This is a genomic window from Lederbergia citrea (assembly GCF_018343525.1).
GTDB classification, from domain to species: domain Bacteria; phylum Bacillota; class Bacilli; order Bacillales; family Bacillaceae_C; genus Lederbergia; species Lederbergia citrea.
The window spans coordinates 495,115-511,075 of the sequence record NZ_JAGYPH010000001.1; the positions used below are offsets into that span (position 1 = coordinate 495,115).

Annotated in this window: 15 protein-coding genes; 13 read left to right on the plus strand and 2 right to left on the minus strand. The window is 41.3% G+C overall.

Features of this window, described 5'->3' with window-relative positions:
- The first annotated feature begins 5 nt into the window (after window positions 1–5).
- From KHA88_RS02580 to KHA88_RS02615, 8 genes are all read left to right on the plus strand, one after another.
- On the plus strand, window positions 6–1,004 hold the full coding sequence (locus KHA88_RS02580; protein WP_213097316.1) for a thiamine pyrophosphate-dependent dehydrogenase E1 component subunit alpha: 999 nt from the start codon (window positions 6–8) through the stop codon (window positions 1,002–1,004).
- Between the two features lie 12 nt (window positions 1,005–1,016).
- Entirely contained in the window at window positions 1,017–2,000 is a 984-nt protein-coding gene (locus tag KHA88_RS02585) for an alpha-ketoacid dehydrogenase subunit beta (protein WP_213097315.1), read from the plus strand.
- 35 nt (window positions 2,001–2,035) lie between these two features.
- Window positions 2,036–3,313 (plus strand): dihydrolipoamide acetyltransferase family protein, encoded by a 1,278-nt coding sequence (locus KHA88_RS02590; protein WP_213106845.1) that lies wholly within the window; start codon window positions 2,036–2,038, stop codon window positions 3,311–3,313.
- Window positions 3,314–4,187: 874 nt separating this feature from the next.
- Window positions 4,188–5,627, plus strand: coding sequence for a methylmalonyl-CoA mutase family protein (locus tag KHA88_RS02595; protein WP_213097313.1), 1,440 nt, complete (start codon window positions 4,188–4,190; stop codon window positions 5,625–5,627).
- Complete coding sequence (scpA, locus tag KHA88_RS02600; protein ID WP_213121366.1) at window positions 5,620–7,782, plus strand: methylmalonyl-CoA mutase; 2,163 nt, start codon at window positions 5,620–5,622, stop codon at window positions 7,780–7,782. Before KHA88_RS02595 ends, scpA begins: the two co-directional genes overlap by 8 nt.
- Window positions 7,775–8,836 carry a methylmalonyl Co-A mutase-associated GTPase MeaB gene (gene meaB, locus KHA88_RS02605; protein WP_213097311.1) on the plus strand — a complete coding sequence of 354 codons (1,062 nt, stop codon included), beginning with the start codon at window positions 7,775–7,777 and terminating at the stop codon, window positions 8,834–8,836. Before scpA ends, meaB begins: the two co-directional genes overlap by 8 nt.
- Window positions 8,837–9,002: 166 nt before the next feature.
- Complete coding sequence (locus tag KHA88_RS02610) at window positions 9,003–9,440, plus strand: BrxA/BrxB family bacilliredoxin (protein ID WP_213097310.1); 438 nt, start codon at window positions 9,003–9,005, stop codon at window positions 9,438–9,440.
- A 98-nt stretch (window positions 9,441–9,538) separates the two neighbouring features.
- Window positions 9,539–10,042 carry a L,D-transpeptidase gene (locus tag KHA88_RS02615; RefSeq protein ID WP_213097309.1) on the plus strand — a complete coding sequence of 168 codons (504 nt, stop codon included), beginning with the start codon at window positions 9,539–9,541 and terminating at the stop codon, window positions 10,040–10,042.
- A 79-nt stretch (window positions 10,043–10,121) separates the two neighbouring features.
- Here the strand turns inward: KHA88_RS02615 and prli42 are convergent, their stop codons facing one another.
- Window positions 10,122–10,214: a stressosome-associated protein Prli42 gene (prli42, locus tag KHA88_RS02620; RefSeq protein ID WP_213097308.1), complete on the minus strand. Its 93-nt coding sequence runs from the start codon at window positions 10,212–10,214 to the stop codon at window positions 10,122–10,124.
- A gap of 148 nt (window positions 10,215–10,362) precedes the next feature.
- Between prli42 and mce the strand changes: the two genes are divergently transcribed.
- From mce to KHA88_RS02645, 5 genes are all read left to right on the plus strand, one after another.
- Window positions 10,363–10,782 (plus strand): methylmalonyl-CoA epimerase, encoded by a 420-nt coding sequence (gene mce, locus KHA88_RS02625; RefSeq protein WP_213097307.1) that lies wholly within the window; start codon window positions 10,363–10,365, stop codon window positions 10,780–10,782.
- Window positions 10,775–12,325, plus strand: a complete 1,551-nt coding sequence (locus KHA88_RS02630; RefSeq protein WP_213097306.1) for an acyl-CoA carboxylase subunit beta — start codon at window positions 10,775–10,777, stop codon at window positions 12,323–12,325. Before mce ends, KHA88_RS02630 begins: the two co-directional genes overlap by 8 nt.
- Window positions 12,326–12,384: 59 nt before the next feature.
- The gene (locus tag KHA88_RS02635; RefSeq protein ID WP_213121367.1) at window positions 12,385–13,506 is read left to right on the plus strand and encodes a M20/M25/M40 family metallo-hydrolase; all 1,122 of its coding nucleotides are present in this window, start codon (window positions 12,385–12,387) and stop codon (window positions 13,504–13,506) included.
- A gap of 57 nt (window positions 13,507–13,563) precedes the next feature.
- Window positions 13,564–14,034: a chemotaxis protein CheW gene (locus tag KHA88_RS02640; RefSeq protein WP_249312868.1), complete on the plus strand. Its 471-nt coding sequence runs from the start codon at window positions 13,564–13,566 to the stop codon at window positions 14,032–14,034.
- A gap of 261 nt (window positions 14,035–14,295) precedes the next feature.
- On the plus strand, window positions 14,296–15,510 hold the full coding sequence (locus KHA88_RS02645) for a DNA polymerase IV (RefSeq protein WP_213121369.1): 1,215 nt from the start codon (window positions 14,296–14,298) through the stop codon (window positions 15,508–15,510).
- A 3-nt stretch (window positions 15,511–15,513) separates the two neighbouring features.
- On the opposite strand, the gene KHA88_RS02650 is transcribed toward KHA88_RS02645, so the two are convergent.
- Entirely contained in the window at window positions 15,514–15,957 is a 444-nt protein-coding gene (locus KHA88_RS02650) for a YueI family protein (RefSeq protein ID WP_346728924.1), read from the minus strand.
- Window positions 15,958–15,961 lie beyond the last annotated feature (4 nt).

Consider the following 15,961-nt stretch of genomic DNA (forward strand, 5'->3'; position numbering starts at 1 on the left):
CATAAATGGCAAACAATCGCCACTCTGAGCTAGGACTCAGTGATCAACAAGTATTGGAAATGTATGAAATAATGCTTCTAGCCCGCCGAATTGACGAGCGGATGTGGCTCTTAAATCGTTCAGGTAAGATACCATTCGTCATTTCATGTCAGGGGCAGGAAGCTGCGCAAGTTGGAGCAGCCTTCGCGCTTAACCGCGAAAAAGATTATGTGCTTCCATATTACCGAGATCTTGGTGTTGTCCTCGCATTTGGAATGACACCAAAAGATGTCATGCTTTCCGGATTTGCGAAAGCGGAAGATCCAAATTCGGGCGGACGCCAAATGCCTGGCCACTTTGGTCAAAAGAAAAATCGAATTGTCACGGGCTCTTCGCCTGTAACAACTCAAGTTCCACATGCAGTAGGAATAGCGTTAGCTGCAAGAATGGAAAAAAACGATATTGTTTCCTTTGTAACGTTTGGAGAAGGTTCGTCTAATCAAGGTGATTTTCATGAAGGGGCAAATTTTGCCGGAGTACATAAATTACCGGTTATTTTTATGTGTGAAAATAATCAATATGCTATTTCAGTACCGGTTGAAAAACAGCTTGCCTGTGAGAAAGTATCCGACCGTGCAATTGGCTATGGAATGCCAGGTGTCACGGTGGATGGAAAGGACCCGCTTGAAGTATACAAAGCGGTTAAAGAAGCAGCTGATAGAGGACGGCGGGGGGAAGGACCATCGCTTGTTGAAACGATAACCCACCGTTTGACGCCACACTCCTCGGATGATGATGATCGCAGTTATCGTTCTCCAGATGAATTGGCCAAAGCAAAAACAGAGGATCCTATCATACTTTTTGGAGCGTATTTAAAAGAAACAGGTTTAATGAATAATGATTTAGAAAAAGAAATCAACGACCGTGTAATGAAGCAAGTAAACGAAGCCACCGATTATGCTGAAGAAGCACCATATCCGGATCCTGAGGACGCATTAAAATTCGTTTACGCAGCAGAGTACTAGGGGGGATAAGCAATGGCAGTCATTTCTTATATTGAAGCTGTCACTACCGCGATTCGCGAAGAGATGGAACGTGATGAAAAAGTTTTCGTCCTCGGTGAAGACGTAGGTAAAAAGGGCGGCGTATTTAAAGCAACACAAGGCTTGTATGATCAATTTGGAGAGCAGAGAGTCATTGACACGCCGCTAGCGGAATCCGCGATTGCCGGAGTAGGAATCGGTGCCGCCATGTATGGATATCGGCCAATTGCAGAAATGCAATTTGCAGATTTTATTATGCCGGCAATCAACCAAATCATTTCCGAGGCTGCCAGGATTCGCTATCGCTCAAACAATGATTGGAGCTGCCCAATGGTGATTAGGGCCCCGTACGGTGGTGGTGTACATGGCGCGCTTTATCACTCTCAATCAGTGGAATCAATCTTTGCAAACCAACCTGGATTAAAGATTGTTATGCCTTCCACTCCTTATGATGTGAAGGGGCTATTAAAAGCGGCTATCCGCGACCCTGATCCAGTACTTTTCTTTGAACATAAACGTGCCTACAGACTGATTAAAGGCGAGGTTCCTGACGAGGATTATGTGTTGCCGATCGGAAAGGCAGATGTAAAACGCGAAGGTGATGATATTACCGTCATTACATATGGATTATGTGTACATTTCGCCCTTCAGGCAGCAGAACGTCTTGCGGAGGATGGGATAGAAACACATTTATTGGACTTACGGACGGTTTATCCACTTGATCAAGAAGCAATTATTGAAGCAGCTTCAAAAACTGGCAAGGTCTTGCTTCTTACAGAAGATAATAAAGAAGGCAGTATTATAAGTGAAGTAGCCGCCATTATCAGTGAACATTGTCTGTTTGATCTTGATGCGCCAATTATGAGGCTTGCCGGTCCAAATGTTCCAGCAATGCCTTATGCTCCGACGATGGAGAAGTTTTTCATGGTCAACCCTGATAAAGTCGAAAAAGCAATGCGGGAACTAGCAGAATATTAACGGCTGAAAATGGATGTATAAAGGAGGTTATCTGATTGGCAACTGAAAACATTGCCATGCCCCAACTTGGAGAAAGTGTTACCGAAGGAACAATCAGCAAATGGCTAGTAAAGCCTGGCGATCAAGTAAACAAATATGATCCTATAGCTGAAGTCATGACAGATAAGGTAAATGCTGAAATTCCCTCCTCTTTTACGGGCACAATTAAAGAGCTGCTCGCTGAAGACGGTGACACGCTAGCAGTTGGTGATATCATTTGTACAATTGAAACGGATGGAGACGCAACAACTGATGTCGAGGAAACAGTAAATAAAGACGTCAAAGAGCAAACACAAGAAAAAGAAATTAAAAAGCCCGTTCCAGATGAAAATAGCGCTGGAAAGGTCCGATATTCTCCAGCGGTACTGAAAATGTCACAGGAACACGACATTGACTTATCGCAAGTATCTGGAAGTGGCCGAGAAGGCAGGATTACTAGGAAAGATTTACAGAAGCTGATTGATTCTGGAAATATTCCCAAAGCAGGAGAAATTTCAACTGAGAAAACATCGAAATCAGTCACAACGGCTGCCCAACCGGCATCGCAACCAGTTAATATTCCTTCCATGCCAGGTGATATCGAAATTCCTGTCACAGGCATCAGAAAGGCGATAGCAGCAAATATGCTTCGTAGCAAGCACGAGGTGCCACATGCTTGGATGATGATGGAAGTGGATGTAACGGAGCTTGTCCAATACCGTGATTCACTAAAAGCGGAATTTAAGCAGCGTGAAGGTTTCAGTCTAACGTATTTTGCTTTCTTCGTAAAAGCAGTGGCTCAAGCTTTGAAGGAATTCCCGATGATGAATTCAATGTGGGCTGGCGATAAAATTATCCAAAAGAAAGATATAAATATCTCCATCGCTGTTGCTACAGAAGACGCCTTATTCGTGCCTGTTATTAAACATGCAGATGAAAAGTCCATTAAAGGAATCGCAAAGGACATTACGGAACTTGCGAGCAAGGTAAGAAGCGGAAAATTAAAAAGCGATGATATGCAAGGTGGCACATTTACTGTTAACAATACCGGTTCATTCGGATCGGTTCAGTCGATGGGCATCATCAATTACCCACAGGCAGCCATTTTACAGGTTGAATCGATTGTAAAGCGCCCAGTTGTTATGAACAACGGAATGATTGCTGTCCGTGATATGGTTAACCTCTGCCTATCACTTGATCACCGTGTATTGGATGGCCTGATTGCCGGTCGGTTCCTGCAAAGAGTGAAAGATATACTTGAAAATATATCTAAAGAAAATACATCTGTTTATTAAGAGTAAAAAAGACGACTTTAAATTCGAAAAGCGAATTTGAAGTCGTTTTTTTGGGATTTTTATCATTAGCATTCACGAAGTGATTGGGTTTGGCGTAATTATTTAATTTTGGTTCTCATGGTTCCCATTTTCTTATGTCTTAGTATCCTCATGAATTCTTCATGATTCCCGTTTCATCCTAATTTCTCGCATCACTGTACTCATGAATGCTTCATGATTCCCGTTTCATCCTAATTTCCCAGATTACTATACTCATGAACGCTTCATGATTCCCTTTTTATCCGAATTTCCCAAATTACTGTACTCATGAACGCTTCATGATTCCCTTTTCATCCTAATTTCTCGCATCACTGTACTCATGAATGCTTCATGATTCCCGTTTCATCCTAATTTCCCGCATCACTGTACTCATGAATGCTTCATGATTCCCGTTTCATCCTAATTTCCCAGATTACAATACTCATGAAGGCTTCATGATTCCCTTTTTATCCGAATTTCCCAAATTACTGAACTCATGAACGCTTCATGATTCCCGTTTCATCCTAATTTCCCAGATTACTGTACTCATGAAGGCTTCATGATTCCCGTTCTATCCGAATTCCCCAGATTACTGTACTCATGAATGCTTCATGATTCCCATTTTATCCTAATTTCCCAGATCACTGTACTCATGAATGCTTCATGATCCCCGTTTCATCCTAATTTCCCGAATCGCTGTACTCATGAACACTTCAAGGTTCCCATTTTTGTCCAACTTTGTTCAAAATCCGTGCTTGACGTTGCTCGCATCTCATACTTGTACTAAAATTAAGATAAAGTAATTTTACGATAATTATATGCAAGCGATTTCATTTTGCAAGGAAGGAAGGATTCCATGTCTATCGAACAAGCCAAAAAAGCCAAGTTTCTATCTACAGGGTATGAATTATGGGAACAAACAGCTGAAAAATCGCTAAAAGGCAAGCCAATCGAGTTACTTAATAGTGAAACATATGAAAACATCACAATTTCTCCAATTTATACGAAAAAAGATATTCAAAATATAAAGATTGATCAATTCCCAGGTTCATATGTACGAACCTTTAAAAATGTTGATTTAAATAACTGGAAAATTGCCCAGAATCTCAGATGTTCTGATTGGTCCGATTTAAAGAAACTACTTGGTAAAGGATTGGAAAATGGTCTTGAAACCATTTCACTAGATTTAGATGAATTAGAGGATATTAATAAGTTTAATTTCGAAGAGCTTCACGATATTGTGAATAATATTCCATACATGATTATTACTAAATCCAATTTCCAGCAAATTGCAGAAAAGCTATTACAAAGTGATTTGGATGTTACTGGTGTAATAGCGACCGATCCACTAACATCCGGTTTAAGCCAAGGCTATTTGAATGGCAGTAAGCATTGGCAAGAATGGCAGGAAAATATAATTAAGCTCGATCAAAAACTCCCCAACTTGAAAACGATCTTAATTGATACATCTCCATATCATAATAGCGGCTCCAATGTGGTTCAAGAACTTGCAGTCGCTTTGGCAGAGGCAGTCTTTTATATTGAACAGATGCGTGGCAGAGGCTGGGAAACTGAAAAAACTATACAGAAAATAGTATTCCATTTTTCAATCGGCAGCGACTTTTTTTTGGAGATTGCTAAGCTAAGGGCTTTCCGTAAATTATGGAAGACGATTGTGCATGCTTATCGGATTAAGCCAAGTGATAATCACGTCACCGTCAGCGCTGAAACATCATCGTTTACAAAGTCCATATTAGATCCGCATGTGAATATCCTTCGTTCAGGAAACGAAGCTTTTGCAGCAATCTTAGGTGGTGTTGACTTTTTGCATGTCACGCCGTTTGATGAGCATGCTGCGATTTCAAACGAATTTTCTATGAGAATTGCTAGAAATACACAACTACTGCTTCGTGAAGAATCGTATTTAAATAGAGTAATAGACCCCGCCGGAGGATCCTTTTATATTGAATCATTAACGGAGACTCTTGTTGAAAAGGCTTGGAAGTTTTTCCAGGAGATAGATTTGCATGGTGGGATATACAGCACGCTTGAAAGTGGCTGGCTTCAGCAAAAGATAAAAGAAACGCTGAATAGGAAAGTAGAAGATGTAAATACCGGGAAAAGATCCTTAATCGGTGTAAATGTATATGCCCAACCAAATGAATTACTTTCATTTGAACAGCGTTCTAAAGAGGCAACAAAGACTGATGACTCCCGTAAAATAAAGATTGAGCCATTATCAAGAACAAGATTAGCTGAAGCGTATGAACTAAAAGGGGGTGTGGCTAATGAGTAGCAAGCCTGACTTTCAAAATATATCGCCAATCATTAGCGAAGGAGACTTCAAAAATAATCACCCAATAGCATCATTTGAAACAAACGAAAAGATACCTGTTAAATCCTTTTATACAGAAAAAGATATCGATGGGCTTGAACACCTAGACGAAATGCCGGGACTTCCTCCATATACACGTGGACCATACCCAACGATGTACGTAAACAGGCCATGGACGGTGAGGCAATATGCAGGTTTTTCAACAGCAGAAGAAAGCAATGCCTTTTATCGCCGAAATCTTGCGATGGGGCAAAAAGGGTTATCAGTAGCTTTTGATTTGGCTACTCACCGCGGCTACGATTCTGATCATCCGAGAGTAGAAGGCGATGTCGGCAAAGCAGGTGTGGCAATTGATTCAGTGCAAGATATGAAAATATTATTTGATAGTATTCCACTCGACCAAATGTCCGTTTCCATGACAATGAACGGCGCCGTCATCCCGATCATGGCATTTTTTATTGTAGCAGCAGAGGAACAGGGAGTCAGTAAAGAAAAATTAGCTGGTACGATTCAAAATGATATTTTAAAAGAATATATGGTACGGAATACGTATATCTACCCACCTCATATGTCGATGAGAATCATTGGAGATATTTTTGAATATACGTCCAAATATATGCCGAAATTCAACAGCATTTCTATTTCTGGCTACCATATGCAAGAAGCCGGGGCACCGGCGGACCTAGAGCTTGCTTATACCCTTGCAGATGGATTGGATTATGTCAGGACTGGTCTTGGGGTAGGTATGAAAATCGATGATTTTGCACCGCGGCTATCTTTCTTTTGGGGGATTGGCATGAATTATTTCATGGAAGTAGCTAAATTACGTGCCGCCAGAAAAATGTGGGCACAGTTGATGAGTCAATTTAACCCGCAAAACCCAAAATCACTTGCACTTAGAGCGCATAGCCAAACATCGGGTTGGAGCTTGACTGAGCAGGATCCATATAATAATGTCATTCGAACTTTGATAGAAGCGCATGCCGCGGTGATGGGGCATACACAATCACTTCATACAAATGCACTTGATGAGGCGATAGCACTGCCAACTGATTTTTCTGCACGGATTGCTAGAAATACGCAATTGTATTTACAGGAGGAGACAGGTCTTACAAATGTGATAGATCCGTGGGGTGGCTCCTATTATGTAGAATCATTGACAAATGACCTAATGAATCGGGCTTGGGAACATATTGAAGAAATTGAAGAGCTAGGCGGCATGGCTAAAGCGATTGAAACTGGTCTCCCTAAAATGCGTATAGAGGAAGCAGCTGCCAAGAGGCAAGCTCAGATTGATTCGAAGGAAGAAACGATTATTGGCGTCAACCGCTATCGATTAGAACAGGAAGAAGCAATGGACATATTAAATATTGATAATAAAGCTGTCCGTGAGAAACAGTTAGAACGATTAAAGGAGCTTAAAGAAAAGCGATGCGAAGTGGACGTACAAGCTGCACTCGCTGCTTTAACAAATGGGGCCATTGCAAAAGAAAATTTATTGGAACTCGCAGTGGATGCAGCAAGAGCCCGGGCTACACTTGGTGAAATATCAGATGCGATTGAGAATGCATGTGGAAGGCATAAAGCGGTCATCCGCTCTGTTAGTGGCGTGTATAGCTCGAATTTTTCTAATGAAGAAGAAATTGCGGCAGTCAAGTCGATGTCCGCTGAATTTTTGGAAAATGAAGGAAGAAGACCCCGGATTTTAATCGCAAAAATGGGACAGGATGGGCATGATCGCGGAGCAAAAGTCATTGCTACCGCATTTGCTGATTTAGGATTCGATGTCGACATTGGCCCGCTTTTTCAAACGCCAGAAGAGACAGCGAAGCAGGCCGCGGAAAATGACGTACATGTGATCGGCGTAAGTTCGCTTGCAGCTGGCCACAAAACGCTGCTGCCAAGACTTATCGAAGAACTGAAAAAGGTTGGTCGAGAAGATATTGTCGTTGTTATTGGCGGTGTGATTCCTGTTCAAGACTATGCATTTCTAAAAGAAAATGGAGCATCTGCTATTTTTGGCCCAGGCACAGTTATTCCTGTTGCCGCACAAAAGGTGATTGAAGAAATATACCATAGGCTCGGATATGAGGAAGTAGCTGAAACCGATGGTTAAAAACCCGCGGAAATTTGTAAAGAGAAAACAAGATGAACAGACAGCAGAAGAGATGATACATGGAATTTTAAATGGAAATCGTACGATTCTTTCGAAAGTGATTACGTTAATCGAAAGTAGCGCTTCGCGCCATCAGGAACAAGCACAGGGGATTTTACAAGAGCTTTTACCACACTCCGGAAAATCTGTCCGAATTGGAATTACAGGAGTCCCCGGAGCAGGCAAAAGCACGTTTATCGAGGCATTTGGACGTTTACTTTGTGATCAAGGTCATCGTGTTGCTGTTATGGCTGTCGATCCGAGTTCAACGGTTAACGGTGGTAGTATTTTGGGCGATAAAACAAGAATGGAGCAGCTTTCCAGACATCCAAATGCCTTTATTCGTCCTTCACCGTCAGGCGGTACGCTTGGGGGCGTTCATCGCAAGACAAGGGAATCGATTATTGCCTGTGAAGCTGCGGGCTTCGATGTAATTATTGTGGAGACTGTCGGAGTAGGGCAAAGTGAAACCATTGTCAGGGGAATGGTTGATTTCTTTTTATTACTTGCCTTGACGGGAGCTGGAGATGAACTGCAAGGAATGAAAAAAGGGATCATGGAGTTAGTCGATGCTGTTGTTGTAAATAAGGCAGATGGAGATAATATAAAGTCTGCCAGGAAAACAATGCGAGAATTTAAACAAATCCTTCACTTTTTGACCCCGGCAACTTCTGGATGGGAACCAATGGCATTAACTTGTTCAGCAGTGACAGGTGATGGGATTGAAGAGATCTGGCATATGATTGACGAATTTGCCAAGAAAACGAAGTCTACAAATGTGTTTGATCAGCGGCGTAAAACTCAAGTGAAGGAATGGCTGCTATCCATGATCAGAGATCGATTGGAAACCTCATTTTATCAAGATGAAAATATAAAAGAGCTACAGCCATCAATTGAAGCCGAAGTAATGAATGGAACGGTTTTCGTGCAAAAAGCAGTGGATCAGTTATTCTCTGTTTTTCAAAGCCAACAAAAAAAGGGACAGCCTCAATCTTGCTGTCCAAAAAACATCTAGGGAGTTTAGGGGTATGGATCTAGATGTAATATAATCTTACCCATCCTCTGGATAAATAAACCTCTTTTTTTATTTTGATCCGAATATTTGATAAAAAGCATAATAAACTGCTATGATTACAGTATGAATAACCCTATTAGCAGGCAGTAAAAGGAGCGAATGAATAATGAATATGGATTTTAATCTTTATATGAATGATATTGTTAGCCAAGCCCGTGAAGATATGGAAAGTGCTGGATATAAGCAACTCACGACACCTGAAGAAGTCGAGGCGGCATTCGATCAAAAAGGAACGACACTTGTGATGATTAACTCAGTTTGCGGTTGTGCAGGCGGAATTGCACGCCCTGCAGCAGCTCACTCGGTCCATTATGATAAACGTCCGGATCATCTTGTTACAGTCTTTGCAGGCCAAGATAAAGAAGCTACTGCAAAGGCACGTAGCTATTTTACAGATTATCCGCCATCATCGCCTTCTTTTGCAATCTTAAAAGACGGAAAAATTTGCACGATGGTGGAACGCCATGAAATTGAAGGGCATGACCCAATGTCAGTAGTAAACAAGCTACAGCAATATTTTGAAGAATATTGTCAAGAAGTTTAATAATGAAAACAACCCTAAAATATGCTCTCGCATATTTTAGGGTTGTTTTTGTATGAATGAATCCCCTTTGCACAACATAGTGGAAAAGGGTGATAGTTATGAGGCTATTTTTAGCAATCATCTTATTGATTGGCTCCCCATTTTGGCCATTTGATGCAAGCATACTGCCCGGAGATCCTTTAATAATCGTAAACAAGCGGATAAATGAACTGGCTTTGATTGATAATGGAAAAATCCTTATGATTACAAAAGTCGCAACGGGAAAAACAAATGATTTAACGCCAGAGGGAGTATTTACAATTACAGTGAAAGCAATCGATCCGTATTATCGTAAAAAGAATATTCCTGGTGGAGATCCTCTCAACCCGCTCGGATCCAGGTGGATTGGATTTGATGCGAAGGGGACGGACGGAAGGATTTTTGGTCTCCACGGCACAAACGCGCCATCTTCAATTGGAAAATATCTTTCTAATGGCTGTATCAGGCTACAAAAAGATCCGCTTGAAATACTGTACAATCAGGTTCAAAATGGCACGAAAATTTTCGTTACTAACAGTACTCAATCATTTGAACAACTTGCAAAGGAAATGGGGGCAATATAAGAAAAGCTCCAGGCCTTGGTCAGCCCCTGGAGCTAGATAAAAAACAGGACAGTTCATTGAACTCGTCCCATTTTTGCATTTATAGAAATGAAAGCCCCGCCATAATTGTTGTTGCAAGCATTGAAAAGAGCATCACATAGACAATGATTCGCTGAACTTTTTTATTAGACACTATATAAACACCCCTACGTATTTATTTACTTCTATTTTATCTAGAAAATGATCTTTATACAACCCTATTTATTATGCAGGAATAATAGTCAGGAATGTCGAATATTATATAAGTTTTGGATATAATTTCTACGCTTAGGAGGGGTTTCATGAATAAGGTTGACCACATCGGAATCGCAGTTAAATCGCTGGAAGAAACATTGCCGTTTTATACAAATGTTCTCGGTCTTACATGTCTTGCAATCGAAATTGTGCCGACGGAAAATGTTCGAGTTGCCTTTCTAGATGCAAATAATGTTAAAATTGAATTAATGGAAGCCACGAGTCCAAATAGCCCGATTGCAAAATACGTCGACAAACGTGGAGAAGGCATTCATCATATTGCTTTTAACGTAACGTCGATTGAGAGCAGAATACATGAGTTGAAAGAAAAAGGGATCCGCATGTTAAACGAAGTGCCAAAACAAGGAGCTGGGGATGCAATGGTAGCTTTCATGCATCCTAAATCAGGGCATGGTGTTTTGTATGAGCTCTGTGAAAAGCCACTGGAGGAGGAGAACAGTGACTGATATTTATGAAAAGATCAATGAACTTTATGATCGCCGCCGTCAAGCAGAAATGGGCGGAGGGGACGAACGCATTGAAAAACAGCATGAAAAAGGGAAACTTACTGCTCGTGAAAGAATCGATTTGCTTTTAGATCCGGGTTCGTTCGTCGAATTGAACCCATTTATCGAACATCGTTCCGTTGATTTCGGTCTAGAAGATGTAAAATATCCAGGTGACGGCGTTGTTACAGGCTATGGTAAGGTGAATGGTCGGCCGATTTATCTTTTCTCTCAGGATTTTACGGTATTTGGTGGAGCATTAGGGGAAATGCATGCGGAAAAGATTGCAAAAGCAATGGATTTAGCAGCGAGTAACGGTGCGCCTTTTATCGGTCTCAACGATTCTGGAGGGGCAAGAATCCAAGAGGGTGTCGTTTCACTTGATGGCTATGGCCATGTTTTTTATCGAAACGCTATTTACTCCGGTGTCATTCCGCAAATTTCAGTTATTATGGGCCCTTGTGCAGGTGGTGCCGTCTATTCGCCTGCAATTACGGATTTTGTATTTATGGTTGACCAAACAAGTCAAATGTTCATTACCGGTCCTAAAGTTATTGAAACTGTAACGGGAGAAAAAATCTCTGCTGAGGATTTGGGTGGTTCGAAGGTACATAATACTATTAGTGGTAACGCTCATTTTCGGGCGGACAATGAAGAAGAAGTATTAATGATGGTTCGTGAACTTCTAAACTATTTGCCACAGAATAATCGGGAAAAGACGTTGGTTTCGGATTGGCGTGACGAGGAAGATTTCCGCCCGGATTTAACCGATCTTGTTCCCTTTGATGCTGTCCGGCCATATGACGTCCGTATTGTCATAAATGAAATTGTCGATGAAAATTCTTTTTTCGAGGTGCATAAAGAATTTGCGAGAAATATTGTCGTAGGTTTTGCCAAAATTCGAGGGGAAACCATTGGGCTTGTATGCAATCAGCCGAAATTTATGGCGGGAGGCCTTGATATCGATTCCTCCGATAAAGCCTCGAGGTTTATTCGCTTTTGTGACTCCTTTAATATTCCGATTATAACGTTCGAGGATGTAACTGGTTTTTTCCCGGGAGTTAAACAGGAGCATGGTGGCATAATTAGACATGGAGCAAAAATTCTTTATGCCTATTCCGAAGCGACTGTCCCAAAAATTACGGTTATTCTTCGCAAAGCTTATGGCGGTGCGTATGTGGCACTTAATAGTAAAGCGATCGGCGCTGACCTTGTCTATGCGTGGCCAAATGCAGAGATCGCTGTCATGGGTCCACAGGGAGCAGCGAATATTATATTCGCCCGAGAAATTGTCAACAGTGAAAATCCAGAAACGACCCGTAGCGAAAAGATTGAAGAGTATCGCGAGAAATTTGCCAATCCATATATTGCAGCTGCACGGGGAATGGTTGATGATGTCATCGATCCACGGGAAACAAGGATTAAACTTATTCAAGCGCTCGAAATGCTGCGTAATAAGCAAGAGGAGAGACCGCGTAAGAAACATGGCAATATCCCGCTGTGAAATAGGAAATAAAGGTGTTATATTAATGATTATACATATTGAAGGAAGAGGTAATAAACATGATTGATGAGCAACGGTTACTTGAAGAATTTCTTGAATTAGTCCAAATTGACTCTGAAACAAAACACGAAGCGGAAATTGCGAAAGTGTTAAAGCAAAAATTTGAAAGCTTTGGTGTTGAAGTATTTGAAGATGATACGATGGAACAGACTGGACATGGGGCTGGAAACTTAATCTGTACGTTGAAAGGTACGAAAGCGGAGGCCGATTCCATTTATTTCACATGTCATATGGATACAGTTGTTCCTGGAAATGGTATCAAGCCGTCTGTTAAAGATGGGTACGTCGTTACAGATGGTACCACAATCCTTGGTGCAGATGACAAGGCAGGGATTGCTGCAATGCTAGAAGCCATCCGAATTTTAAAAGAGCAAAATATTGCTCATGGAGATATTCAATTTATCATCACCGTTGGTGAAGAATCTGGTCTCGTTGGCGCAAAAGCTTTAGATCCGGCACTTGTGAAAGCTAAATATGGTTTTGCCCTTGATAGTGATGGTAAAGTCGGAAATATTATTGTGGCTGCTCCAACGCAAGCGAAGATCACAACGGTCATTCACGGAAAGACTGCCCATGCTGGTGTTGCACCAGAAAAAGGCGTGTCAGCTATTACAATCGCCGCAAAGGCTATTGCTAAAATGCCGCTTGGGCGAATTGATGAGGAAACGACTGCTAATATTGGCCGTTTTGAAGGTGGACAAGCGACAAATATTGTCGCAGACCATGTTTATGTTTTAGCAGAAGCTCGTTCTCTTGTACCTGAGAAAATGGAAGCTCAAGTGGCTAAAATGAAAGAGGCCTTTGAAGAAGCAGCCAAAAACATGGGTGGGACTGCCGATGTGGATATTGAGATTATGTATCCTGGATTTAAATTTGCAGATGGAGACCAAGTTGTTGAAGTCGCCAAAAAGGCTGCAGAAAAAATTGGTCGCAAACCCGCGCTCCTAACTAGTGGGGGAGGTAGCGACGCAAATGTTATCGCTGGCTTTAATATTCCAACTGTTAACCTGGCAGTTGGGTATGAAGAAATCCATACAACAAACGAGCGGATGCCTGTTGAAGAACTAAATAAACTTGCGGAGATGGTTGTTGCAGTCGTTGAGGAAGCGGCGGGAAAATAAAAAATAATGAGAAGGCAGGCGGTGCCTGTCTTCTCATAAAAAAGGATGAAATTGGAGATGGATGTAAAAGCGGTTGTATTCAATGCAGGAAAGGAAGAATATGCGATCCCAATTCCATTTGTTATTTCGATCGAGAAGGTTGAAAATGTGAACCATATACCGCAATTACCTTCCTACATGAGGGGAATTATTAAGTCGCGAGGAACCTTGATTCCAGTACTTGATCTTGGAAATATATTATATCATTCTCATATTGCCATAAATGATGAAGTCCGAATGATTGTCATCCATACAGATGAGCTTGCTTTCGGACTACTAGTAAAGGAAGCGCAAGAAATTTTAGAAATTCCATCTGAAGCACTTAAACAAATCGGCCTTGTTGCCTATCATAAAACAAAGTATTTTTCATCGGTTGCTAATTTAGAAGATCGATTAATTACTATGATCGATCCAAATAGTATGCTCGAAGTTCTTGAGGGAGTAAAAGAAATTAAAGACTATTTAATAAAACAGCAGCAAGAAGCATAACAGCGTGTGTTCTACTACACGTTGTTTATTTTTAATACTGTCTAGCTCCAGCGCCCAGCGACTAGCAAACTTCAGGATTCTTCCTACGATAAGTCAACATCGGTTCGCCTTACAGGCTCACCGTGTTTCCGTTATCTCGAATAAAGGATCGTCGACTAAAATCGCCACGTCCTGTGGCAACGTCGACACACCCACATCCTGTGGGCGAAGTTTGTACGTCGCTAAACGTGCGCTTGCGCTTTTCTTAGAAGGTGAAATCAAGTGAAAGAGTTTTATCCGAAGAAAGGTCGGGTTATTCTTCATGTTGACATGAACAGTTTTTTCGCTTCAGTCGAAATGGCCTATGATCATTCATTAAAAGGCAAGCCGCTTGCTGTGGCGGGGGATGAGGAAAAGCGAAAAGGCATCGTTGTAACATGCAGCTATGAGGCGAGAAAATATGGCGTAAAAACAACAATGCCTCTATGGGAAGCAAGAAAACTTTGTCCACATCTTATTGTAAAAAAACCTAATTTTGAACGGTACCGAACTGCCTCACAAGCGATGTTTGAAGAACTGCGACAAATTTCGGAATTAGTTGAGCCAGTGTCAATTGACGAAGGCTATATTGATATTACTGACTGCTATGAGCTTGGATCTCCTCTGCAAATTGCTGAAAGAATCCAACGTAGTTTATTGGAGCAACTAGACTTGCCGTGCAGTATTGGGATTGCCCCAAATAAATTCTTGGCAAAAATGGCCTCTGACATGAAAAAACCACTCGGCATTACAATTTTGCGTAAAAGGGATATCCCTGCCGTTGTCTGGCCACTTCCAACTATTGAAATGCACGGTATCGGTGAGAAAACAGCTGAAAAGCTTAAAGCTATACAAATTAATACAATTGGTGATCTGGCTCATGCCCATGACATGCAGCTTCGTGCCGCCCTGGGTATTCGGGGACTACAATTAAAAGAGCGGGCCAATGGCAAGGATGCCCGGCCTGTAGACCCTGATGCCGCTGAAGGAAACAAAAGTATCGGCAGCTCGATAACTTTACCGAGAGATATTGCGAACCAATCCCAGTTATTATCCGTACTTGGTGACCTTTCGAAAAGTGTATCTCAAAGATTGAAGCATAAAGGTTACTTAACGAAAAATGTTTCTGTAACTATCCGTTATAAAGACAGAAAAACGATTTCGAGAGGAAGAAAGATAAACAATCCAATATTAGGCGCGGAAGAGATTTTTCAGGCTGCTAAACCTTTATTCATCGATAATTGGAATGGAAACTCTGTTAGACTTTTGGGAATTACTGGACAGGACCTCGTGGAAGAGGATAGTGCTTTTGAACAGCTCGATTTATTTTCATACGAAAAAGCAGCTCGGAAAGAGCCGCTCTATAAGGCCATTGACAAAATTACTAGCAAATACGGCACATCAATCCTACAAAAAGGGATTGATATTCAACGAGGATTTAAAAATAAAAAAATGTAGCCATTATTTTTTCAAGAAGCTCACTATACGGGAAATGAAGCTTCTTTTTTTCTTTTTAACAATGACGGTTTGTGCTTTTTTCTTTTGAATATATATTTCTTCTTTATTAATTGCGTGGTCATAAGTGAGTACAAGGCCAATGTTTGTATTATGTTCTTTATTTGTCACAATTGAAAACGCGATGTTTTTTGATCTGGCACTATGAATGTATTCCGATAAAAAAGAATAATCAAGCTCCCCATTCAGGAGTAGCGAGGCATCAGGATGGTCGTTCATCAGCTGCTCTACTTCTGGATACATACCTTTCTCCATTACCTGACTTTTTGTTAATGCCACTACGATTCTTTCTCTTAATGTTCCAAGAAATTTCCTGCGCTCCTCAGGCTTTGTCTGTTTTACGCCGTATATTCCTTTTTGCAAATAATCATCCACACTGGAACTTTTCACGGCA